We start from the raw sequence: 19218 nt of genomic DNA, 5'->3' as shown, positions 1-19218 counted from the left end.
TGACGTGGGGAGATGTCACATCAAGGACCAGATCGCTCCGAAAACCCGGCCCTTGATTCCAGACTCCTTCAAAGGGTGACATGAATCTGGGTCTTCGCCTGCACCATCGAGTCAACGAAGAAGAAAATGCCACTCGAAGTTCTGCTTGGCGGATTCTGTTTTGCGGAACACGATGTGGCATGATCTGTTCATTCGGCTGTGCCGACACTGAGGCACTGTTCTCCAGCAAGGTTGTGCCTCGCTTTCGGCGCATCGAGCGCGTGGCGAGGCGAAAGCTTTTGATGGTTCACGCCGCGACGGTCGTAGGTGCGCTGAAGATTCCGCCAGGCAATCGCCTTGAGGCTCTCTGCGGAGATCGGAAGGGGCAGTACAGCATTCGCATCAACGACCAGTGGCGCATCTGCTTCACATGGAGGCTGGACGGCGCACACAACGTAGCGATCGTCGACTACCACTAGATCCTTATGGCCAAGCTGTTAGACGAAATCCACCCCGGGGAGATCCTTCTCGAGGAATTCATGAAGCCGATGAAGCTGACCGCACGTCAACTCGCGGCTGACATCGACGTGCCGCCGAGCCGTGTGAGCGATCTCGTGAACGGCCAACGCCCGATCACCGTGGACACCGCGATGCGGCTCGGGTTGTTTTTCAGCATGGATCCGCGGTTCTGGCTGAATCTGCAGGCCGAATACGACATTCGCGTCGCGACGCGCGACCTGATGCCGACGCTGGAGGCGCGAGTCCGCGTTTATCAGGCAAATCTCGCCTGATCAGGGCGCGTGGAGGATGCGCGCCGCCACCACCTCACCTTGCGTGAACGCCTCCTCGAATACCGAGTACCCCGCCAGATCCGCATGCGCGAAATGAAGCCGCCCTTGCGGGCGCTCGCGCAGCGCGGTCAGCGCCTGTGACCCGCGCAGCCCCGGATGCGGAATGCTCATCGCGTGTCCGTAGCGCATCAACTCGATGCGCTGCAGCCGCTCCGGCAGGTCCGGGTGCATCGGCGCCATGTCCGCGAGCACGCGCGCCGCCCAGGCGCGCCAGTCGTCCTGCAGCAGGTCCTTGCGCTGTGACTCGCGCAGCGAGCGGTAGGCGGTCAGCACCATCGGACCACGGCTCGGATCAAGGTCCTGCTGGTTCGCGTTGACGTAGCCCAGGGCCTCGCCGCCGTAGGCGACGTTGTCCCAGGACATCGGCGCGCCGAGCCGCTCCAGCGGCGGTGCGTCGAGCAGCAGGTTCGTCACCAGCCACGGCGCGTAGCGCATGCCCTTTGCGGCCTCGATCAGCGCTGGCGGAGGCTGCTCCGGCAGCCGCGCCGCGATGAACAGCGGCATCGCCATCACGACCTGATCGGCTTCCCACTGCTCCGCCACCTGGTCCTTGTCGTTCCAGACGAGCACCTGCACGCCATGGCGCTCCTCGCGCACGCGCAGCGCCGTGCGTCCGCCGTGGAAGGTCTCCGCCAGCGGCGCGGCCAGGCGCTCGGACAACCAGCCATTGCCTTGCGGCCAGGTCAGCACGGCCTCGCGTTCCTCGCCGCTCATGAAGCCGTGGCGGCTGCCGAAGTAGTGCAGCCCCGCCCACGCGGACACCTGCGTCGCATCGGCGCCGTAGTCGTCGCGGCAGCAGTAGTCGAGGTACCAGCGCAGCGGCGCGGCGGTCAGTTGGTGCTCGTCGAGCCACGCGGCGAAGGTCTTCGCGTCGAGCGCCTGGTGCGCCGGCGTCCATGCGCGATGGGTGCTCGGCATGGCGAAGCCGACCTCATGCCGCGCCCGGTCGACCAGCTCGCCGAAGCGGCGGTACTGCGCCTGCACCTCCGGCGACTCGGCCGGCGGCAGCAGCCCGTCGACCCATTGGTCGTGCCACCAGAGCCGCTCCTGCGGGCTGTGGCAGAGCCAGCGTTCCTCGTAGACGGTGCGGCCATGTTCCTGGCGGGCGAGGCCGAGGTCCTCCAGCAGCGCGCGCACCTCGACGGCCTCCGGCCCCGGCGTGGGCAGGTAGTGCGCGCCGAGCGGGCAGCGCAGCCCTTCGCCGAGCGCCGGGCCTGCGCCGATGCGATGCCCACGGCTGTTGCCCCCGGGGGAATCCTCCAGATCGAGCAGCGCGACATCGACGCCTTGCAGCCGCAGACGGCGCGCGCAGGCCAGTCCCGCGATCCCCGCGCCGAGCACCAGCACCTGCGCGCGCTGGGGCGCGCCGGTGGCCGCCGACCAGGCGGGCAGGGCGCCGCGCAGCCGATGGCCGCGCTCCCAGTTCGCGCCGGTCCAGCCGCCGGGCAGTTCTACGAGGCGCTCGGCCAGCCGATCGGCGAGCGGCCGCGCATCGCGCCCGCAAGCCGACAGCATCGGCACCAGCGATGTGGCCAGCGAGGCCGCCAGCGTGCGCGTCAGCAGGTCACGCCGCTTCAATGCAACTTGCCCCATTCGCGCTCGAACTCGTGGACCAGCACCTGGTTGGACAGGCGGTTCACTTCGAGGTGTTCCGGCCGCGCCATGTCCGGCGGGAAGCTCATCAGCGCCGGGATGCCGTCGATGCTCAGGAAGCGCAGCCCGTCCGGCAGCTTTCTCGGCATCGACCACGGACGCCGGCTCGCCAGCACGAAGCCCCATTCGCCGAAGCTCGGCACGTGGGCGTGGTAGGGCGTCGCGGTGAGGCCGACCGACTCCACCGTGTTGACGACGGTCCAGAACGCGCGCGGCGCCACCAGCGGCGAGGTCGACTGGATCACCGCGTACCCCGACGCGCTCAGATGCTGGTCGACCATCTTGTAGAGGCTGGCCGTGTACAGCTTGCCGAGCGCGAAATTGCTCGGATCGGGGAAGTCGATGACGATGACGTCGAAGATCTCGTCGGTCGTCTCCAGCCAGCTGAAGGCGTCCGCGTTGACGATGTGCAGCTTCGGGCTCAGCAGCGCGTCCTTGTTCAGGTCCTTGAGCAGCGGCATCGTCGAGAACAGCGTCGTCATGTGCGGGTCGAGCTCGACCAGCGTGACCTGCTCGACGGACGGATAGCGCAGGATCTCGCGCACCGCCATGCCGTCGCCGCCGCCCAGCACCAGCACCTTGCGTGGCGCGCCCTGCGCGGCCATCGCGGGGTGCACGAGGGCCTCGTGATAGCGGTACTCGTCGCGCGAGTGGAACTGCAGGTTGCCGTTCAGGAACAGCCGCGTGCCCGCCGCGCCCTGCGTGACGACGATGCGCTGGTAGCTGCTGCTTTCCTTGAACACGATCTGCTCGCCGTAGAAGCGGTCCTCGGCCCAGGTGCTGAGCCGGTCGGCGCCCGCCATCGCCGCGGCGAGCAGGCCGATCGCCACCGCGCAGGTCAGCGCGTGCGAGCGCCAGCCGCGCAGCTCCGCGCGGAACAGCCACAGCGCCCACACCGCGACCGCGACGTTCAGCAGCCCGAAGAACAGCCCCGTGCGCACCAGCCCGAGGTGGGGCACCAGCAGCAGCGGAAAGGCCACGGCGACCAGCAGCGCGCCGAGGTAGTCGAAGGTCAGCACCTGTGACACCAGTTCCTTGAGCGCGTAACGCTGCCGGAAGTGACGCTTGAGGATGCGCATCACCAGCGGGATCTCCAGGCCCACCAGCATGCCCACGAGCAGCACCAGCCCGTACAGCAGCACGCGGAAGGCGGCGACCTGCGACGGCGGCAGCAGGCTGTGCGCGGTGAAGAGCGCCGCGGGCATCAGCCCGCCGATGACGCCGACGAGCAGCTCCAGCCGCAGGAAGTGCGCAACCAGCTGGCGGTCGATGTAGCGCGACAGCCAGGACCCGACGCCCATCGCGAAGAGGTAGGCGCCGATGATGGTCGAGAACTGCAGGACGGAGTCGCCGAGCAGGTAGCTCGCGAGCGCGCCGGCCGCGAGTTCGTAGACCAGCCCGCAGGCGGCGATGACGAAGACGCTGGCGAGCAGCAGCACCTCGGGCAGCGAGGCGCGCGCGTGGGCGTCGTCGACGGTGGGCTCTTGAGACATGGGGCGCGAGGCTATCACGCGCGCGAGGGTGGTTTCAGCCTTGGCGCGCGGCCTCGGGCGCGCCTCCCCCCACTGGGGGAAATCCCCTTCGATCCCGATACCGATCAGCAACAAACGGGCCCTACAGTCCGGATCCCATGCCGGACAACAAGTCGCCCTTTCCTTCCGCCCTGCAGGCGGGCCTGCTCCTGCTGACCACGCTGGTGCTCCAGCAACTGGTGGGCGCGGCGCTTTACGACTTCCGCGAGACCTTGGGACTGAGCCTCGAGCAGATGACCGTGCTCGTCACGGTGCTGGCCGACGGCATCGTCATCGCCGTGGCGATGCAGATGCAGGGCGTCGGTTACCGGGAGGTCGTCCATCCCGACCTGTCGTCGCTGCTGCCGACGCTCGTCCTGGTCGTGCCCGCGGTGCTGCTGCTCACCCCGCTGCTCCTGCTGCTGAACTCGGTGCTCTTCACCGGCCTGCAGGCCGTGCTGCCGCTCTCGGACTACGAGGCGCGGGCGTTCACCGAGCTCCATCAGCCCTCGCTGTCGATGGCGCTCATGGTCTGCGTGGTGGCGCCGGTCGTGGAGGAGATGCTCTTCCGGGGCGTGCTGCTGCGCGGGTTCCTGCAGCGCTATCCAAGAGGTCTGGCGATCGGCTATTCCGCGCTGTACTTCGGCGTCGCGCACCTGAACATCTACCAGTTCTGCCTGGCCTTCCTGCTGGGGCTGCTGCTCGGCCTGCTGTACGAGCGGGGCCGCTCGCTGATGCCCTGCATCGCGCTGCATGCGGCGTTCAACACGACGGGTTTCCTGTTGAGCGATCCTGGCGAGGGGACGTCGGACGCCGGGTCGGCGATCGCGTCAGGCGCCTCGGCGGGCTCGCTGTTGTGGCTGACAGCCCTGATCGCCGCAGTGATCGGCGCGCTGGCGCTGCACAAGCTGCTCGGTCTGTGGCGGCGATGAGCTGATCAGGCCGCGAGCCGGTGCTCGTAGAACGGTCGCTCGCGGTCGTCGAGCAGGCGCTGCATGGCCGCCACATCGCCTTGCGGGTTCAGCCACGCGTCGAGGTGGGCCTCCTTGATCGGGATCACGCAGCGGTCGTGTCCCGTGGCCGCGATCTCGGGCGGCGGGTCGTCGGTGATCGCGGCGAAGGACAGGAGCGGCGGCTCGCCGGGCGCGTCCGGCGATTCCCAACGTGACCACAGGCAGGCCACCAGCATGTCCCCGTGGCCTTGCGGTCGGAACTCGAGCACCACCTTGCGGCCGTCGCGCTCGACGATCTCGAAGAACGCGTCCGCGACCATCACGCCGTGGCTCACGCCGAACTGGCCCTTCCAGAAGCCGGCGAGGCCGTCGCGGCGCGCGTTGTACGTGCCTGGGAACCTGGTGTCGAAGAACGCGGGCTTGCCGGCGGGGCGGCACTGGTAGCGCATCGGCTTGAGCACGCGCTGGCCGTTCTCCATGACCAGGACGGGCACGTACCAGCCGGGGTAGATGCGCGAGTCCTGTTCCTCGGTCGGCAGATCGCGGCGCAGGTCGCCGAGCCAGCGCAGGCGCTGGTCGATCTTGTTCAGGGCGATGCGCCGGCTGTCCTCGGCGGTCCTGGTCGCTTTCGCGGCGAGCTTGCGTTCGGCGTCGGCGACACGGCGGCGCAGCTCGAAGAGTTCCTGCTCGATCTCCCCGGTCCGTGATTCGCGGTAGCGGACGACGGCGTCCCAGGCGCGCTGCTCTTCGTCCGTGCGCGGGTCGGCGAACATCGCCTCCATCGTCTTGGGCAGCGGCAGCTTGCGGCCGTCGGCGCGTTCCCAGAAGAGTTCGATGTAATCGGCCAGCGAGATCTTCACGCCCAGGCGGGCGCAGAAGGTCTTCCATTCCTGGCGGATGCGGGCGCTGTAGCACATGGCGGCGATGCTAGCGCCGGGGTGTCGAGGGTCGAGTCCCTCACTCGGGGGCTAGGTCGCGTCCAACGCCTGCGTGCTCAGCGGAACGCCTTGGACGCCGCCATCCCGTCCGGACTCAGGAACGGCGTCAACTGCTCCCACGGCACCGTCACGTCGCGGGTGCATGGCGTATGGACATAGGCGATCGCGCTCAGCTTGAAGACCATGCCCGTGCGGACTGGGTAAACGGAGCCGCCGGCGTCGATCCTGTCGAGGCATTCGGTCTCGCCGTCTTCCTGGGACAGATAACGCCCCACGAGAATCCTCCCCAAGGGGGACTTGAGATCGACGCCCCGGCGATAAACAGCCATGAGCCAGGCATTGGGATCGATCTCGTCGGCCGAGCGCAGGTCGAACACGGCGGCGCGATCCGCGTAATACGGATGCGCGCCGCCGCAGTAGCCGCCGGACGCGGTCGTGATCACCGCATACCGTTCGTTCCAGGCCGCGACGGCCTGTCGCCAGCTGTATTCATGGTCGTGCTTCGGGCCGCGGACCATGCGGCCCTCACCGTCGCAATCGAGGGCCTCCGACATGGCGAGCTTGGCCTCATGCCAGAGCAGTTCATTGATGCGCCCGATGCCGACGCCGTCGCCCCACAGTGACACCGCCGACACGCTGGAGACACCGGAGTACGCGACTTCGTCGTAGATGCGGTCCTCGAAGTACTTCGAGGTCTCGCGATCAGGCTTCAGCTGGAGCGTGCGTCCCCCGTCGTACTGGTCCGTACCGGCCAGCTTCTTTGCCAGCAGCGGCAAGGCCCTGCGCCCATCCGTCGAGCGCCAGGTGCCCGTGAGCCGATCCCCCTGGCACTCCATCTGAAGGGTGCCCGTGCGGCGGCCCGACACATCGGTTTCCGTCCAACGCGTGGGGGCGCCTTCGTCGGCGCGCAGGTAGAGGTCTTCCAGGGACAGGTTGTAGTGATAGCGCGCGACCGGCGTCCTGGCATCGCTGCCGTCATGGCGTCCGAACACCAGCGACACCGGCACGGTGCCGATGCGGCCAGCCCAGGCTGTCTCGGCGCAGGCGGCCTGGACCGGGGTGGACACCATCAGCGCCAGCGGCAACACCGCGAGCGATGCCATGACTGGCACGGAGCGTGGGGACGTCGTCATCGGACCATTCTCTTCGGTCGGGCGCCACTCGCCACATCGCTCACGCTGAACATCACCCACTCCGGCCGCATGTTGATGCGGACCGGATAGATGCTGACGCCCAGGCCGCTGGTGATGTAGACCGGCCGACCGCCGACCTCCACCCACCCGTGGGTCTTGTCCTTCGGCCAGCCGTGCGGCGCGACGGCGGAGCCGTAGAAGGGGATCCAGACCTGACCCCCATGCGTGTGCGCGGCCACGGCAAGACCTGGCACCGGCGGCAGTGCGAGCGCGCTGGCGGGGTCATGCATCAGCGTCAGCGCCTGGGCGCCGGCGGGGAGTTGGCGCGCCGCGCGGACCGGGTCGCTCTGCATCGACGTCCTGTCCCCGATGCCCAGTACCCACAGGTCAGTGCCGGGCAAGGGCACCGCCTCGTTGAGCAGCACCTGGATGCCGGCCGCGCCCAGCGCGCGACTGAACCTCGGGCCGTCGGTCCACCAGTCGTGGTTGCCGAGCACCGCGTAGACGCCGCGCGTGGCGCGCAGCCGGCCCAGCACGGCGGCCACGTCTTCCGGCGTCGTGCCGTCCTCGCCGCGGCCGTAGATGAAGTCGCCGGGCAGCAGCACGACGTCGGGTCTGGCGGCGTTGATCTCGTCGACGATGGCGTTGGCGCGAGCGATGGTCATGACGCGCTTGAACTCGTGCGCGATGTGCCAGTCGGAGGCGACCACGACTTTGAGTCCCGGCGGTCCGCGCCAGCCGGGCACCTCCACGGGGATGTCGCGCCGGGCCACCCAGCGGGGCTCGATCAGCAGGCCCCAGACCGCCAGCAAGGCGAAGGTGAGCAGCAGGTAGAGCACGGATCTGAAGAACTTTCGGAGCGCGGACAGCAACATCGGAGGCGTCGGGAAAGGTGTCGGGAAAGGGCGTGGATCGAATCGGGACGAGGCAGTATCGGCTGATCTTCCAGTGGCCTATGATCCGGCCCGAATCAGGAGCTGCCGCGCATGAGGACCCTGCAGGAACTGGAACGACTCGAACGACGTTGGAAGCGCGTGTTCGCCGCGGCTGCCTTCGTGTTGGTGCTGTGCCTCGTGGACCTGTTCCCGATGCATGCCACCGGCCTGGAGCGATTCGGCTGCTACACGATCGGCAGCTTCTCCGCGCTGATCGCGCTCCTGGCTGCGAGGCGATTGGGCGATGCGGATCGCGCGCAAGCCGTTGCCGAAGGCGAATGGCTCAATGCGCACGAGAACCTGGAGTTGCCCAGCCTGCCGGATGCCGATGATTGATCGTCGGGACGGCGACAGCGATCGCGTCGGTTCATGGCCCTCGCCCGATCTGACGGGCAGGGCGGCCGGGCCCGGTGCAATCGATCAGGGCACGGGCGGCGAAGGCGATTTGTCGGGGAAGGTCTGCGAGACGTAGGGCTTGCCGAGGTCCCAGCGCGACTGCCAGTGCGCCAGGTACTGGCGGACGATCTCGGGCGCGTTGCGGATCACCACGACGTTCTCCGAGTTGAGCGTTTCCGCCGACGGCGCGAAGTTGAACGAGCCCGTCTCCACCGTGTGGCCGTCCACGATGATCGTCTTGTCGTGGTGGATGTGGAAATGGTCGTTGGTGCGCAGCTCCACGCCGTGGCTGGTCACGAAGTCCATGGCCTTCTTGCTCGGCTTGTTCTGGTTGCGCTTCCTGTCCACGACCACCTGCACCTGAACGCCGCGCTGTCTGGCATCGACCAGCGCCTGCATGATGTCGGGCGCCTGGAAGGCATAGGCCAGGATCTGGATGCGCTCCTTTGCGCCGCTGATGGTCTCCAGCACGAGCTGTCGCGCCGAACCCTCGGGCGAGAAGCCGACCTGGATCTCGGGTTCGGCATGAGCGGCAAAGGAAACGCTCAGCAAGGCTGCGAGCGCGAGGCATCGAATCGATGTCAAGGGAGGTCCCCCGTTGCTTCAGATGGCGACAGCGCCGCGCTGATGGCAGCAGCTCGACCGGCGACGAGGCAATGCAAGAACTGTCGGGTGGGCAGCGGCGAAAACACGTCGCGCGGCGGGCGCGGTCCCACCGCTTGCCTGAAACAGTTGGGAGTCAATTGGGGAGAAGCATTGCGACAGCAGATCGCTCAAACCCTCACCCAACCCTCGGTCAACGATTGCTGGGTGGGCGCTTTGGGCGCTTCCCCTGTGTCGAAGAACCGTGCCATGCATGGACCGCCGTTGTGGCCGAAGGTGGTGTTGAAGTCTTGCTGATCAAGCTGATTGGACAGGTCGTAGAGCCTGCCATTCTGGCCGTCGATCACATGGATCGCCCCACTATCCGCGCGCACCACATTCATCGCGTGATTGTCCTTTGCCTTGCGCTGCGGCACGCTGATGATGCCGCGCCGACCCGGCTCGATTTCCGCCTTGATCATCTCTTCAATGCTGACTTGCGCTTTGACGGCCTTGGGATCGTTGTTCTCGTGCGGCAGGTTGGCTGCAGACGTGTCGGTGGCCACCCAGAATTTCGCTGGCGTTCCAGACGCGAGTGCCTCGAGGTTTTGATCAACGGCCTTCGAGCAATACACGCAGTTTTGCCTCAATGCCTTTGGACCGCCCATCAATGCACCAATCCCATTGGAAATCGCCCCAGTGTAGTAATTCGGATTGACGTTCCGCGCGACAAACATCAGCGACTCTGCGTTACCACCTTGGGCGGCCGCTGCAAATGACGTCCCCTGGCTCGGCTTCTCCGCGATCCCCTCGAAAAAATTCGCAGACTGTCGCAGGTTCGGCGTAGCGCTGGCACCTGTGTCTGGTGCCCTGGACGACGATGGGAGGCTGACGCGACTTCCGGTCGGGCTTGATCGTGGTGAGACCCGTGTCGGCAGGCCATGGGGATTGCCGGTGGATCGAACACTCTCGCCAGAAGTTCGAGCGGGCGCATCTGCGGCTGTGGCGGGGGCCGAAGACAACGCGGGGTTGACGCTGCCAGGTGGGTTGTTGATGGGGCGGCTTTGCATTCGAAAATGATATCGGCGGTCCTCCCGTGAGTCCGGCCGTGAGGAGCGAACGATTGGCTGGACATGCGAACCCGCCTGCGCCAACTGTCCGCCTTGGACGCCGGCCACTGAAGACTCGGTCGGGGGCTGCAAAAGCAAGCCCTGCGAACTGGCCGAACAGTGCGGTGCGGGCTGTGCAGCCGCGCTGACAGGACGGTGAGTTGGACGCTGTCCAACTTCGCGGCTTCGGCGGCTGACGTCTCGAGCCACAAGTGCTTGATCTGCATGGCCTGCCCGGAGGGCTCCGCAGATCGCCCGCTAGGCCGCATGAATGCTGGTTCCGCGCAACGCTGGTGGTGCGCTGTTCCCCTATCTCTTCCCCTAAGTCAACCTAAGTGCCAGACGTCGGAGGGCGCGTCACGATGACGGTGGCCCGTCGATCACCTCCTGCAGCCACTGCTTGACCGCGCCGGCCGGCCACCTGACGCAGCTCTTGCTGAGCCGCTTGGGCCGCGGGAAAGGGTGCTCATCGTCCTCCATGCGCCGGTAGATCGTGGTCTTGCTGAAGCCGGTCAGCTGCTTCACCGTGGCCAGCGTTAGCAGCGCCTGGGGCGTCTCCAGCAGGCTTGGCGGTTGGTGCACGGGCATGGCGCACCTCTATCGTTGAGCCGCGGCCCGCTGCGAGCGGAGCCACTTCTCGATCTCGGCCTCGTCCCACCGCACAGTCTTCTGGCTCATGCGCAGCGCCGGCTTGGGAAAGTCTGTGCGCGGCTCGATGGAGCGGCGAAGGGTGTCCACCGATACGCTGAGGCGAGCCGCGATGGTCTTGCGGTCGATGAGCTGGCCTGCCATGTCGGGTTTCTCCTGATTAAACATCATGCGAAAAATCATTGATTCCACTGAATAAACACCATATATTTATTCCATGGAAACAGAACAGAAGAGAGGCCGCGGCAGGCCTAAGCTCCCTGACGAGGAACGGGCAAAACCCCGCACCGTCAGCCTCAATGATGCGCGGTGGGAGAAATTGAAGCGCCTTGGCCGAGGGTGGCTAGAGAAGGCGGTCGACCGTGCGAAGGAACCCACCCAGGGCGGGTGAACTGACGTCTCTGCAGCTCAGAGATAGAACGGGCCCGGCACCGGTTGCAGCCGATGACGAGCCCTGACCACAACCGATCGAAAGGAGATCGAAATGGGTGCTTCAACTGTACAGCAGCAAGGGCGTGACGACTCATCCGTCAATGTCGTGATCACGGCGTCCGTCGAGGGCAACTATGCAACGCGAGGGGCCTTCCCGGAGTTCCGCCTGAGGCAGGCTCATTGGAAGGTCTCAGCAGCCGCGGCCGGCTTTACCGTGTCGCTGGACGTGGCACGGGAGATCCTGGCCGATGCGGAGTCGATGCTTGCCAGGTCCGGCGACCTGCCACGCGGGCTGCCCAAAGCCTTCGGATCGCTCGCCGAGAAGCTGCGCTACGGTATTAAGGTAGCAGCCCGGCGCGGCCTGTGGGAGACATGCGGCGTCTACGAAGTGATCCAACGCCAAGTCGATGCTTCATCGGCCCTGATGGTCGGGGCACGGGCGCTGCACTTCCGGGATGCCGATGAGTACGGTGTTGAAGTCGTGATCATCAAGCCGATCGACACCTACTCCGTTGAAGATTCCGAAGGCATGTTCGTTGACCAAGACGGAAAAAGACACGACGTCAGACCGGGCTATGTGGTGCAAGAGGTCCTCACGGGAAAGCAGTACTTCACGCGAGCGGGGGAGCTCACCGATCTCGCGTGCCGGCCTTCACACCTGCGGCTCGTCGGCGCTGACCAGTCCGCACTGAGGTCATGATGGAGCGCACGCTCCCGGAGGACGTGCCGACCGCAGAGCGCGGGCATCGTGCGCACAGAGTCCTTGCTCCCGACTGGGCGCAGATCATCGCCGCCATCGAGACTGCGCTCGCGCCCCAGGAACTCGCGTGGCGCCTGGCCGAGATGGGCATCAGCCCGCGGCTGCTGCGGCACTACGGCCAGGGCGGGCAGCCAAACTATCCCCGCGGCGACGCGATCGTCACCCTCTGGGCGGCGGTCACTGGCCGAACGCGCGAAGCCCTGCCGCTCTGCGAGTTTCAGCGCGGCCACCGCGTCTGCCGCCGCGAGCATTCCGACGCGCCGCGCCTGCAGCAACTGCCTGACTGGCCGCCGCCTGGCGCGAGCTGATCGGTCGACTGTCGATTCAAAGGCCCGCCAAGCGCGGGCCTTTCCTCGTTAGCGACCACTAGCGGAAAACGTTCCTGGACAACGCCGGAAGACTTCGAACTGGGAAAAACGTTCGCCGTCCATTTCGGAAGACTGCGAACGCACCTAGACCAGGAGCTACCGCAATGACCACGAACGCACCGCTACCAAACAGCCTGACCCAGGACCAGCTCATCAACGTCAAGACGGTGGGAATTGCCGTCGGACTTGGCCGCAGCGCAATTTACGACCGGGTGAGCAAAGGGCAGTTCCCACAACCGATCCGCCTCGGGCAGCGCTGCACGCGCTGGCGCGTCGCGGACGTTCAGGCCTGGATCGAACGGGCGGCGCTGAGCGCCAAGGCGGCTGCATGAGCGCCGACGTGTACGACCAGCGCGAGAACCTGTACGCGGCCGGCGGCTTCCAGCCCGGCTACCACGTCGCGGTGCCGCCGACAGACGAGGAGATCGCCGAGCGCCGGCGTGCCGACTGGGAGCGACTCCGTGTCTACGCCCTTTCTCGCGGGGTGGCGCTGACGGCGCTCGATTCGGAGGGTGGCAAGGTCCAGTACGTCGCCGTGCTGGGCGAGGAAAAGCTGTTCTTCGAGTCGGCGGCGGCCGTCGAGGACTGGCTGATCCTGTCGCGCCAATCCCCCGGCAAGTATTTCGCCACGCTGCAGGCCCGCTGCGCTTTGCGCGGCATCCAGCTTGTCGAGTCGCACATGGAGTGCGGCGGCGTCGAGTACTGCGCGAGTCTGCACTCCCTGACGCGGGCCTTCGCAACCCTTCCCGAGGTGGAAGCCTGGCTTTCTCGGGTGGAGGGGGGCGCGTGAGCATTCGCACGATGTCGAAGGTCTGGGAGTGCTCTCAGCACTCCGGCTCGCACCTGCTCATGCTGCTTGCGATCGCGGACTTTGCCGATGACGACGGGAATGCCTATCCGGCAGTTGGCACCCTGGCCACGAAATGCCGCATGCAAGCCAGGAACGCCCAGGTGATCCTCGCAGCGCTAAGGCAATCCGGCGAGCTCGAAGTGCGAGAGAACGAAGGGCCGAGAGGCACGAATCTCTATCGCGTGACCTGCGCTTCCGGGGTGCAAAGCCTTGCAGGGGTGCAAGGTAATGCGCGGAGGGGTGCAAAGGCTTGCGTCAAACCCCTGCAAAGGCTTGCACCCGACCCATCATTGAACCATCAGGAACCAAAGAAGGCTCGCGCTGAGCGCTCCGCCACCACGAAGGGATCACGTCTGCCAGCTGACTGGAACCCCAGCGCTGAAGACATCGCGTTCTGCAAGGAGCGTCGTCCAGATCTGAATGTGATCGACCTGGCGGAATCGTTCCGTGACTACTGGCTCGCCGCCGCTGGCAGCAAAGGCGTGAAGCTCAGCTGGTCGGCTACATGGCGGACATGGGTTCGAAACCAGCGTGCAGGCCAGTCCAACTCGGCCCGTCCCGCTCGGTTCGACCCGTTTGAGGGGGCCATCTGATGCGCGGCCATCAACCCCTCATCGCCTTGCGCAAGCGGGGTCGTCGGCCGGACTCCGTCATGGTCCGCGTCGGCTACAGCCAGCTCCCGACCTGGGACAGCTGGCACCTCGATGCAGGCAAGGTCAGCCCCCTCGTGGCTGCCGTCGAGATCGACGAGCGCGATCGGATGTCGGCGCTGGAGCGCGACCTCGACTTCGTCGCCGGAATGATCGTCATGGTCCACGGCGATGACGCCGTCCGGACCAGAAAAGTCGCCGACCTGTGCCATGACGCAGGCGCGACTCGGTGCATCGTGACCCTCCACAGCTCGGCCGACCACGAGGTGCTGGGCCTGTGGTGGCGCAACAAAGGGGAGGCCACATGGCAGCAGTTCTGACCTACGACGAGATCGACTTCGAGGCCTACAAGCGCGACAAGGCGTGCAAGGCGAAGGTCCGAAAGGCCAGCGTGTTCCTCGAGGACCTGCTCGCCGAGTTCGCGCCCAAGCCCGAGGGATACCGCGGCGCCACCATGCGCAGCTCGCGGATGGGAACGCTCATCGACTTCCGTCCCGGCGAGGTCACAACCTGGTTCGGCTACAACGGCCACCGCAAGTCCATGTTCCTCGGCCAAGTGATGGCCGACCTCTGCCGCCAAGGGCACAAGACGCTGACGGCCAGCTTCGAGATGGACCCATGGAAGACCCTGGCACGCATGGCGCGGCAGGTCTTCGGCGTGTACCGCCCGACCAACGACCAGCTCAAGCTCATCTCGCGCTGGACCGACGGCCGGCTGTGGATCTTCGACCACGAAGGCAACGTCGACGCGGACGAGCTGATGGCGGTGCTGCGATACGCGGCCGAACTCGGCATCACCCAGACCTTCATCGACTCGATGCAGTTCGTATGCGCCAGCGAGGAACAGCTCGACGCCCAGTCGCAGTTCATGACCGACCTGCTGGGGGCCTGCCGCGAAACCGGCATGCACGCGCATCTGGTCGCGCACTGCAAGAAGCCGATCGACGAGAACAACCCGCCGACGAAGCACGACATCCGCGGCACCGCGTCGCTCGTCGACCAGGCCTCCAACATCGTGACGATCTGGTACGACCGCGAGCGCGCCGCAAAGCTCGAGCGCAGCCCCAGCGACGAGGAATGGCTGGCGAAGCCGGCCGCAAAGATCACCGTCGAGGGCCAGCGCAATGCGCCATTCGAAGGCCGGCTCGACTACTGGCAGTGCGCCACCTCGGGCCGCTTCACCGACGAGCGCACCACCTTCGTCGAAGCGTGGGACGTGGAGACCGAGGGGCTCTTTTGATGCCCGTGACCATGACCCTGCCTCCTGCGCTTGCCGACGTTCGCGCTCCCGCAGGGGCTCATCCGGGCAGCGGTGGTGACTGCGACCGCGGCTTTCGCCGCTGTGGAACGGACGAAGGGATAAGCGGAAACCGTGCTCAAACAGTCTCACCTGCAACTCTTTTTGCAAGCAACTATCCCGGGAATGACCGATGAACACTGAGAAGAATGAGCTACCCCCCGGCCCCCGCAGGAGACCACCGGCTCTCAAGACGATGGGACACGTCAAGGCGGAGCTGGCGCGCCTGTACCGCGATGGCAAGGCCGGCCAGCGCGACATCGCCGAGGTGTCGAAGCTTGCCAACGTGTTGTCGATCCTCGGCCGCCTGATCGAGGGCACGGAAACCCTGGCACGGATCGAGGCGCTGGAAGCCAAGGAAAGGGGCGAACGATGACCATCAGCTCGTTGCGCAACCGTGTTCGTCGGCTGGAGCTGCAGATCGCCAAGAGCGAGCGCCCAGGTATCGCTCTGCTCATGGAGCGCGCTCGCGCACGCCTTGACGCCATGACGCCCCAGCAGCGGGCCGCGGAGCGTTGCCAAAGACTTGCGGCGGCCGTGGAAGCCCTCAACACGCCTGAACCGCTTGGAGACGGCCTGGAGGCCCGCCTGGCACGCATGCGCCGCCGTATGGGCCGTCGCCACCTTGCGGCAATGGCTTCGCTGCACGAACCAGACCTGCCGGAACCGGCGCCGGTGAACACCGCTGCCGGAGCCGCCGGCCTGGAGGCCTGGGTCGTCACCAATGTTGCGTGGCACGACCAACAGCACAACCGCGCCGCCGCGCGCCAGTACCTCGCCGACGTTGCTCTGGCCGGCGATCTTTTCAAGGAGACCACATGACGCTCAATGCCTCTCTCAGAAACCGGGTCCGTCGCCTTGAGGCGCTGCGATCCGAACCGCCGCCCGTTGTGATGGGTGTCTGCCTGCGGCCGGGCACGAGCCTTCGAGCTGCGGCGGCACGGATCGCAAACGCCTGTGGCCGCGCGCCGCTGGTTTACATCGCCAACCTGGCGCGCCTGCGCCTTCCGAAGGAGTGACTATGGAGATTCTGGCCACCATCAAGAGGCTGACGGACGCGGGCGCGCGCCGTGCGGCACAGCTGCAGGACCTGCGGCAGAAGCGCGCTGACCTCGAGGGCGAATACCTCGCGGCCATCGGCGCCGACGACGATGCGGCCGCCACGAAGGCGCGCACGAAGATCGCCAAGGTCGACGACGAGATCCGCGAGAAGGAGGCGGCGATCGAGGCCGCTGCCCAGCTCACCGCACAGGCCGAACGGCGCGAGGCTGATGCGATTCGCGCCGCTCGCCGGCTGGAGCACGACAAGGACGTGCAGGCGCTGGTCGCGCGCGCCATCGAGATGGACGAGCTCGTGAACGGCGAGGTCGCCGAGCTGTGGCTCGACATCGAACGTCTGTTCACGAAGGCCCGCCTCTCGGCCCAGGGCGCTGGCGTCGACTTCCTGGACATGCATGGCACCAAGCCTCACAGCCTGTGGAGGCGGATGTGGCAGCGCTTCACCCAACGCACCGGCCGCAATTTCAGCGACGTGTCGGGCGCTCGCGATTCGATCGTCCTTCAATCGATTCGCCAGATCTTCGACGTGAGGGAAGAGGAGCCGCAGTCATGAACGTGATCTTTGTTGCCGACGTCGACAGGGTCGGCGGGCACTCCCGCGGCGTCTGGGGCCATACCTTCGCGACGGACGAGGCTTGCGTGCTGCTGGTCAACCTCTTCGAGATCAAGCGCTCCCGCGCGATGCTCACCGCTGCCATCGAAGCGCTGGACTTGGACGCTGATCGCAGCACCGTGCGCATGCAGACCGATCCCGGTGCGCCCGGAGTGCCGATGACTGGCCCGTTCCGTGCTGCGGCGGCCGATCCCAACGTCATCGCGTTGTACTACCGCCCGGGTTGGACAGCTGACCTCGTGGCGCAGTCCGCGCGCCCGTGGCACAGCGGCATGGGCGGCCCTCATGCGGTGGAACTTCTCGTCGACTTCGAGCGTTGCCCGAACGCGGCGCCGGCGCTGAAGGTCCTTGCCCGGGGCGCCCGGCTGGCTCTCAAAGGAGAACTCGATGGCTGACTTTGAATCCACTCCAGCGGCCACACCGGAAGCGCCTGCGCCTGCCACACCGATGGTGCACGCGCCGAACGCTGCTGCAGCGCGCGCGGACTCGGTCAGGGGGCTCGAAGAGTGGTCGCTAGGGCGCATGGATGCTGGACACGATGCACTTTCCAACCATCGCGTTCCCCTGACGGTTCCCCTTTACTGGCGCCTCTGACCCCTCTGGGCGCCCGTGACGACGAGATCGTCGAGAGCAATTTCTGAGGAGATTTGAATGCCGTATTACGTCGATACCGATCAAGGCTTGCTCGCAGGGCGTGGCGAGATCGAGCCATCTGCCCGCCTGTCCTTCGCTGGTGCCGTCGGCTCCGCGGTGACCGGCAATCTGTCCTCGGTGATCGTCGACTACGCAGACCTGCAGGATCGGAACAGAGGGCAGCGCCTCACGCAGGCTGCCGCAAATCAGAAGTTCAAGGACGCGGGCGTCAAGGCCGCTGCTCCGGTCGATGGGTACACGCAAGATGCGGTGGACTACATCATCAAGCGTCAACGCAACCAGCAGACGATGCGGGACATCGACGCGGCGACGCCGTATTCGTGGCTCGGCACGCCGGTGCGCGGCGGCGCGGCGTTGCTGACGGGGCTGAGCGACCCGCTCAACGTGGCGTCGGCTTTCATCCCGGTCGTGCGCGAGGCCCGCGTTGGGAGCATGCTCGCGCGCGCCGGTGAGTCCGCGGTGGCGCGCGTGGCGGCGCGCGGCGCCATCGGCGCGGCAGAAGGCTTCGTCGGCGCCGCGGCGATGGAGGCCCCAACCTACGGCCTGCGCACCGCGTTGCAGGACGACTACAGCCTGACCGACAGCCTGATCAACATGGCCTTCGGCACGGCGCTGGGCGGCGGTCTGCACGCCGTGGGCGGCGCGATCGGCGACCACCTGAATGGCGGCAATCCGTACTCTCGCTTCGCCGGCCTGGGGACCAAGGAGATTCGCCAGGTGCTGGACTTCGAGGCTGGCAAGGTGTCGGACACCTCTGGCTTCAGCGCCCTGCAGCGCCGCGCCGCCGGCCTGGCCGAGAAGGAAACGGTGCCGGTCGCTGCGGTGGAGCAGCGCGTAATCCAGGACCAGCCGATCGCGCGGGACGGCGGCCAGCCGCTGGCGGCGGTGAGCGAGGCGCCGTTCGCGCGCCTGTACGACGTCACGCCCGAGCGCGCCACGGCCACCGCCGGCGAGACGCTGCGGGAAGCGTTCCGTGCGGAGTTGCTCGCGCAGGCCGGACAGCGCGCCGAGCCCCGCCTGATCGCGGAGGCGAAGACGCAGATTGCCGAACTGGAGCGCCGCGTTGACACGCTGCGCGGAGACGCAGAGTTCAAGAAGCGCGCCAAGGACTTTCAGGGCCAAGGCATGTCGCGCAAGGAAGCTGAGGCCGCAGCGCGCAAGTCGGTCGCGGACGATCTCACCGACGCAACCGCCACGCGTGATCGCCTCACCGGCACCATCGAGGACAACGCGCGCGCCGCGCGGGCCGAGCAGCAACTGGCCGAGCTCGACGCCGGACGCACGCCGGAGCAATTCGCCGGCCGTGTGAAGGAGGAGGCCGATCGCATCCTCGGCGCCTCTGAGATCGCACGCGCCATCACCGGCACCGACGAGCCGCCGGCGGCGTTCGTCATCGGCATGGCGCAGCCGGAGACCCGTGAGGCCGCGATGCGCACCGCCATCGCCGACTTCGCCGCCGGTCGCATGCCATCCGTCGAAGCGCTGGTGCGCAGCGACCCAACGCTGATCGGCAACCGGTCGTCGCCGCAGGATGTCGCGCGCGCGGCGGAGCGCCAGCGCCAGCCAGACGCCGCCTTCCTTGGCAGTCGGGCCGCTTCGGATGCAGCGAGGGCCAGGCTAAGCGCGGCGACGATCGCGATCCGGGATGAGCTTGAAATCGAACTTAAGCGACTGAGCAGCCTGATGCGCAATCTCGAAGCGAACGGCATCCCTCGCGATCAGCTCGACCGGCTGGCCGACCTCTCGGCCTTCGACGACGAAATTGAGCGAGTGGCCCGCATTGGTGAGGTCTCGCGAATTGGCGCGATCTGCGCCATGCATGCATAAGCAACGCCCACCAACATTGA

General features: G+C 66.7%; 26 protein-coding genes. 17 read left to right on the top strand and 9 right to left on the bottom strand.

Annotated elements, in window-relative coordinates:
• Positions 1–179: 179 nt before the first annotated feature.
• A complete protein-coding gene (locus AC07PR_RS05750) occupies positions 180–458 on the top strand; it encodes a type II toxin-antitoxin system RelE/ParE family toxin (RefSeq protein WP_495134852.1) in 279 nt (92 codons plus the stop codon).
• A 6-nt stretch (positions 459–464) separates the two neighbouring features.
• A complete protein-coding gene (locus tag AC07PR_RS05745) occupies positions 465–770 on the top strand; it encodes a HigA family addiction module antitoxin (RefSeq protein ID WP_495134677.1) in 306 nt (101 codons plus the stop codon).
• Here AC07PR_RS05745 and AC07PR_RS05740 read toward each other — a convergent pair whose 3' ends face one another.
• Together AC07PR_RS05740 and AC07PR_RS05735 are read right to left on the bottom strand one after the other, a co-directional pair.
• Positions 771–2423, bottom strand: a complete 1653-nt coding sequence (locus AC07PR_RS05740) for a flavin monoamine oxidase family protein (RefSeq protein WP_495134676.1) — start codon at positions 2421–2423, stop codon at positions 771–773.
• Positions 2405–3976: a polyamine aminopropyltransferase gene (locus AC07PR_RS05735; protein ID WP_495134675.1), complete on the bottom strand. Its 1572-nt coding sequence runs from the start codon at positions 3974–3976 to the stop codon at positions 2405–2407. Before AC07PR_RS05735 ends, AC07PR_RS05740 begins: the two co-directional genes overlap by 19 nt.
• Positions 3977–4113: 137 nt before the next feature.
• On the opposite strand from AC07PR_RS05735, the gene AC07PR_RS05730 reads away from it, so the two are divergent.
• Positions 4114–4926 (top strand): CPBP family intramembrane glutamic endopeptidase, encoded by an 813-nt coding sequence (locus AC07PR_RS05730; protein WP_495134674.1) that lies wholly within the window; start codon positions 4114–4116, stop codon positions 4924–4926.
• A 5-nt stretch (positions 4927–4931) separates the two neighbouring features.
• Here AC07PR_RS05730 and AC07PR_RS05725 read toward each other — a convergent pair whose 3' ends face one another.
• From AC07PR_RS05725 to AC07PR_RS05715, 3 genes are all read right to left on the bottom strand, one after another.
• On the bottom strand, positions 4932–5864 hold the full coding sequence (locus AC07PR_RS05725; RefSeq protein WP_483105894.1) for an SOS response-associated peptidase family protein: 933 nt from the start codon (positions 5862–5864) through the stop codon (positions 4932–4934).
• 77 nt (positions 5865–5941) lie between these two features.
• Positions 5942–6970 carry a hypothetical protein gene (locus AC07PR_RS05720; RefSeq protein ID WP_495134673.1) on the bottom strand — a complete coding sequence of 343 codons (1029 nt, stop codon included), beginning with the start codon at positions 6968–6970 and terminating at the stop codon, positions 5942–5944.
• 44 nt (positions 6971–7014) lie between these two features.
• Positions 7015–7893, bottom strand: a complete 879-nt coding sequence (locus tag AC07PR_RS05715) for a metallophosphoesterase (RefSeq protein WP_495134672.1) — start codon at positions 7891–7893, stop codon at positions 7015–7017.
• Positions 7894–8004: 111 nt separating this feature from the next.
• Between AC07PR_RS05715 and AC07PR_RS05710 the strand changes: the two genes are divergently transcribed.
• On the top strand, positions 8005–8289 hold the full coding sequence (locus AC07PR_RS05710) for a hypothetical protein (RefSeq protein WP_495134671.1): 285 nt from the start codon (positions 8005–8007) through the stop codon (positions 8287–8289).
• 84 nt (positions 8290–8373) lie between these two features.
• On the opposite strand, the gene AC07PR_RS05705 is transcribed toward AC07PR_RS05710, so the two are convergent.
• The 4 genes from AC07PR_RS05705 to AC07PR_RS05690 all read right to left on the bottom strand — a co-directional run bounded on the left by AC07PR_RS05705 (position 8374) and on the right by AC07PR_RS05690 (position 10859).
• Positions 8374–8901 (bottom strand): phospholipase D family nuclease, encoded by a 528-nt coding sequence (locus tag AC07PR_RS05705; RefSeq protein WP_495134670.1) that lies wholly within the window; start codon positions 8899–8901, stop codon positions 8374–8376.
• A gap of 221 nt (positions 8902–9122) precedes the next feature.
• Positions 9123–9668 carry a hypothetical protein gene (locus AC07PR_RS05700; RefSeq protein WP_495134669.1) on the bottom strand — a complete coding sequence of 182 codons (546 nt, stop codon included), beginning with the start codon at positions 9666–9668 and terminating at the stop codon, positions 9123–9125.
• 729 nt (positions 9669–10397) lie between these two features.
• Positions 10398–10628: a helix-turn-helix transcriptional regulator gene (locus AC07PR_RS05695; RefSeq protein WP_495134668.1), complete on the bottom strand. Its 231-nt coding sequence runs from the start codon at positions 10626–10628 to the stop codon at positions 10398–10400.
• A gap of 9 nt (positions 10629–10637) precedes the next feature.
• On the bottom strand, positions 10638–10859 hold the full coding sequence (locus AC07PR_RS05690) for a helix-turn-helix transcriptional regulator (RefSeq protein ID WP_495134667.1): 222 nt from the start codon (positions 10857–10859) through the stop codon (positions 10638–10640).
• Between the two features lie 313 nt (positions 10860–11172).
• Between AC07PR_RS05690 and AC07PR_RS05685 the strand changes: the two genes are divergently transcribed.
• The 13 genes from AC07PR_RS05685 (at position 11173) to AC07PR_RS05625 (ending at position 19198) form a co-directional block, all read left to right on the top strand.
• Entirely contained in the window at positions 11173–11820 is a 648-nt protein-coding gene (locus AC07PR_RS05685; protein ID WP_495134666.1) for a hypothetical protein, read from the top strand.
• Positions 11820–12188, top strand: coding sequence for a hypothetical protein (locus tag AC07PR_RS05680; protein ID WP_495134665.1), 369 nt, complete (start codon positions 11820–11822; stop codon positions 12186–12188). Before AC07PR_RS05685 ends, AC07PR_RS05680 begins: the two co-directional genes overlap by 1 nt.
• A gap of 164 nt (positions 12189–12352) precedes the next feature.
• Entirely contained in the window at positions 12353–12580 is a 228-nt protein-coding gene (locus AC07PR_RS05675; protein ID WP_495134664.1) for a helix-turn-helix transcriptional regulator, read from the top strand.
• Positions 12577–13038: a hypothetical protein gene (locus tag AC07PR_RS05670; RefSeq protein ID WP_495134663.1), complete on the top strand. Its 462-nt coding sequence runs from the start codon at positions 12577–12579 to the stop codon at positions 13036–13038. Before AC07PR_RS05675 ends, AC07PR_RS05670 begins: the two co-directional genes overlap by 4 nt.
• Positions 13035–13691, top strand: coding sequence for a helix-turn-helix domain-containing protein (locus AC07PR_RS05665; protein WP_495134662.1), 657 nt, complete (start codon positions 13035–13037; stop codon positions 13689–13691). The genes AC07PR_RS05670 and AC07PR_RS05665 overlap by 4 nt, the downstream gene beginning before the upstream one ends.
• A gap of 59 nt (positions 13692–13750) precedes the next feature.
• Entirely contained in the window at positions 13751–14068 is a 318-nt protein-coding gene (locus AC07PR_RS05660; RefSeq protein WP_495134661.1) for a hypothetical protein, read from the top strand.
• A complete protein-coding gene (locus AC07PR_RS05655) occupies positions 14053–14988 on the top strand; it encodes an AAA family ATPase (protein WP_495134660.1) in 936 nt (311 codons plus the stop codon). Before AC07PR_RS05660 ends, AC07PR_RS05655 begins: the two co-directional genes overlap by 16 nt.
• Before the next feature lie 190 nt (positions 14989–15178).
• Positions 15179–15421 (top strand): hypothetical protein, encoded by a 243-nt coding sequence (locus tag AC07PR_RS05650; RefSeq protein ID WP_495134659.1) that lies wholly within the window; start codon positions 15179–15181, stop codon positions 15419–15421.
• On the top strand, positions 15418–15867 hold the full coding sequence (locus tag AC07PR_RS05645) for a hypothetical protein (RefSeq protein WP_495134658.1): 450 nt from the start codon (positions 15418–15420) through the stop codon (positions 15865–15867). The genes AC07PR_RS05650 and AC07PR_RS05645 overlap by 4 nt, the downstream gene beginning before the upstream one ends.
• Positions 15864–16064, top strand: coding sequence for a hypothetical protein (locus tag AC07PR_RS05640; RefSeq protein ID WP_495134657.1), 201 nt, complete (start codon positions 15864–15866; stop codon positions 16062–16064). The genes AC07PR_RS05645 and AC07PR_RS05640 overlap by 4 nt, the downstream gene beginning before the upstream one ends.
• A 2-nt stretch (positions 16065–16066) precedes the next feature.
• The gene (locus AC07PR_RS05635) at positions 16067–16657 is read left to right on the top strand and encodes a hypothetical protein (protein ID WP_495134656.1); all 591 of its coding nucleotides are present in this window, start codon (positions 16067–16069) and stop codon (positions 16655–16657) included.
• Positions 16654–17112, top strand: a complete 459-nt coding sequence (locus tag AC07PR_RS05630) for a hypothetical protein (RefSeq protein WP_495134655.1) — start codon at positions 16654–16656, stop codon at positions 17110–17112. Before AC07PR_RS05635 ends, AC07PR_RS05630 begins: the two co-directional genes overlap by 4 nt.
• Positions 17113–17368: 256 nt before the next feature.
• Positions 17369–19198 carry a hypothetical protein gene (locus AC07PR_RS05625; RefSeq protein ID WP_495134654.1) on the top strand — a complete coding sequence of 610 codons (1830 nt, stop codon included), beginning with the start codon at positions 17369–17371 and terminating at the stop codon, positions 19196–19198.
• The last annotated feature ends 20 nt before the right edge of the window (positions 19199–19218 follow it).

The organism is Roseateles sp. GW821-FHT09H11, from assembly GCF_059415845.1.
This window is presented reverse-complemented; position numbering and strand designations above follow the sequence as displayed.

What these genes read in the sequence shown, in the direction of transcription:
- AC07PR_RS05630 (WP_495134655.1), top strand. Translation starts at nt 16,654, where the DNA reads ATGAACGTGATCTTTGTTGCCGACGTCGACAGGGTCGGCGGGCACTCC.
- AC07PR_RS05745 (WP_495134677.1), top strand. Translation starts at nt 465, where the DNA reads ATGGCCAAGCTGTTAGACGAAATCCACCCCGGGGAGATCCTTCTCGAG.
- AC07PR_RS05690 (WP_495134667.1), bottom strand. Translation starts at nt 10,859, where the DNA reads ATGATGTTTAATCAGGAGAAACCCGACATGGCAGGCCAGCTCATCGAC.
- AC07PR_RS05700 (WP_495134669.1), bottom strand. Translation starts at nt 9,668, where the DNA reads ATGTTTGTCGCGCGGAACGTCAATCCGAATTACTACACTGGGGCGATT.
- AC07PR_RS05670 (WP_495134663.1), top strand. Translation starts at nt 12,577, where the DNA reads ATGAGCGCCGACGTGTACGACCAGCGCGAGAACCTGTACGCGGCCGGC.
- AC07PR_RS05655 (WP_495134660.1), top strand. Translation starts at nt 14,053, where the DNA reads ATGGCAGCAGTTCTGACCTACGACGAGATCGACTTCGAGGCCTACAAG.
- AC07PR_RS05735 (WP_495134675.1), bottom strand. Translation starts at nt 3,976, where the DNA reads ATGTCTCAAGAGCCCACCGTCGACGACGCCCACGCGCGCGCCTCGCTG.
- AC07PR_RS05660 (WP_495134661.1), top strand. Translation starts at nt 13,751, where the DNA reads ATGGTCCGCGTCGGCTACAGCCAGCTCCCGACCTGGGACAGCTGGCAC.
- AC07PR_RS05640 (WP_495134657.1), top strand. Translation starts at nt 15,864, where the DNA reads ATGACGCTCAATGCCTCTCTCAGAAACCGGGTCCGTCGCCTTGAGGCG.
- AC07PR_RS05635 (WP_495134656.1), top strand. Translation starts at nt 16,067, where the DNA reads ATGGAGATTCTGGCCACCATCAAGAGGCTGACGGACGCGGGCGCGCGC.
- AC07PR_RS05730 (WP_495134674.1), top strand. Translation starts at nt 4,114, where the DNA reads ATGCCGGACAACAAGTCGCCCTTTCCTTCCGCCCTGCAGGCGGGCCTG.
- AC07PR_RS05685 (WP_495134666.1), top strand. Translation starts at nt 11,173, where the DNA reads ATGGGTGCTTCAACTGTACAGCAGCAAGGGCGTGACGACTCATCCGTC.
- AC07PR_RS05675 (WP_495134664.1), top strand. Translation starts at nt 12,353, where the DNA reads ATGACCACGAACGCACCGCTACCAAACAGCCTGACCCAGGACCAGCTC.
- AC07PR_RS05740 (WP_495134676.1), bottom strand. Translation starts at nt 2,423, where the DNA reads ATGGGGCAAGTTGCATTGAAGCGGCGTGACCTGCTGACGCGCACGCTG.
- AC07PR_RS05695 (WP_495134668.1), bottom strand. Translation starts at nt 10,628, where the DNA reads ATGCCCGTGCACCAACCGCCAAGCCTGCTGGAGACGCCCCAGGCGCTG.
- AC07PR_RS05725 (WP_483105894.1), bottom strand. Translation starts at nt 5,864, where the DNA reads ATGTGCTACAGCGCCCGCATCCGCCAGGAATGGAAGACCTTCTGCGCC.
- AC07PR_RS05625 (WP_495134654.1), top strand. Translation starts at nt 17,369, where the DNA reads ATGCCGTATTACGTCGATACCGATCAAGGCTTGCTCGCAGGGCGTGGC.
- AC07PR_RS05710 (WP_495134671.1), top strand. Translation starts at nt 8,005, where the DNA reads ATGAGGACCCTGCAGGAACTGGAACGACTCGAACGACGTTGGAAGCGC.
- AC07PR_RS05680 (WP_495134665.1), top strand. Translation starts at nt 11,820, where the DNA reads ATGGAGCGCACGCTCCCGGAGGACGTGCCGACCGCAGAGCGCGGGCAT.
- AC07PR_RS05750 (WP_495134852.1), top strand. Translation starts at nt 180, where the DNA reads ATGATCTGTTCATTCGGCTGTGCCGACACTGAGGCACTGTTCTCCAGC.
- AC07PR_RS05650 (WP_495134659.1), top strand. Translation starts at nt 15,179, where the DNA reads ATGAACACTGAGAAGAATGAGCTACCCCCCGGCCCCCGCAGGAGACCA.
- AC07PR_RS05645 (WP_495134658.1), top strand. Translation starts at nt 15,418, where the DNA reads ATGACCATCAGCTCGTTGCGCAACCGTGTTCGTCGGCTGGAGCTGCAG.
- AC07PR_RS05715 (WP_495134672.1), bottom strand. Translation starts at nt 7,893, where the DNA reads ATGTTGCTGTCCGCGCTCCGAAAGTTCTTCAGATCCGTGCTCTACCTG.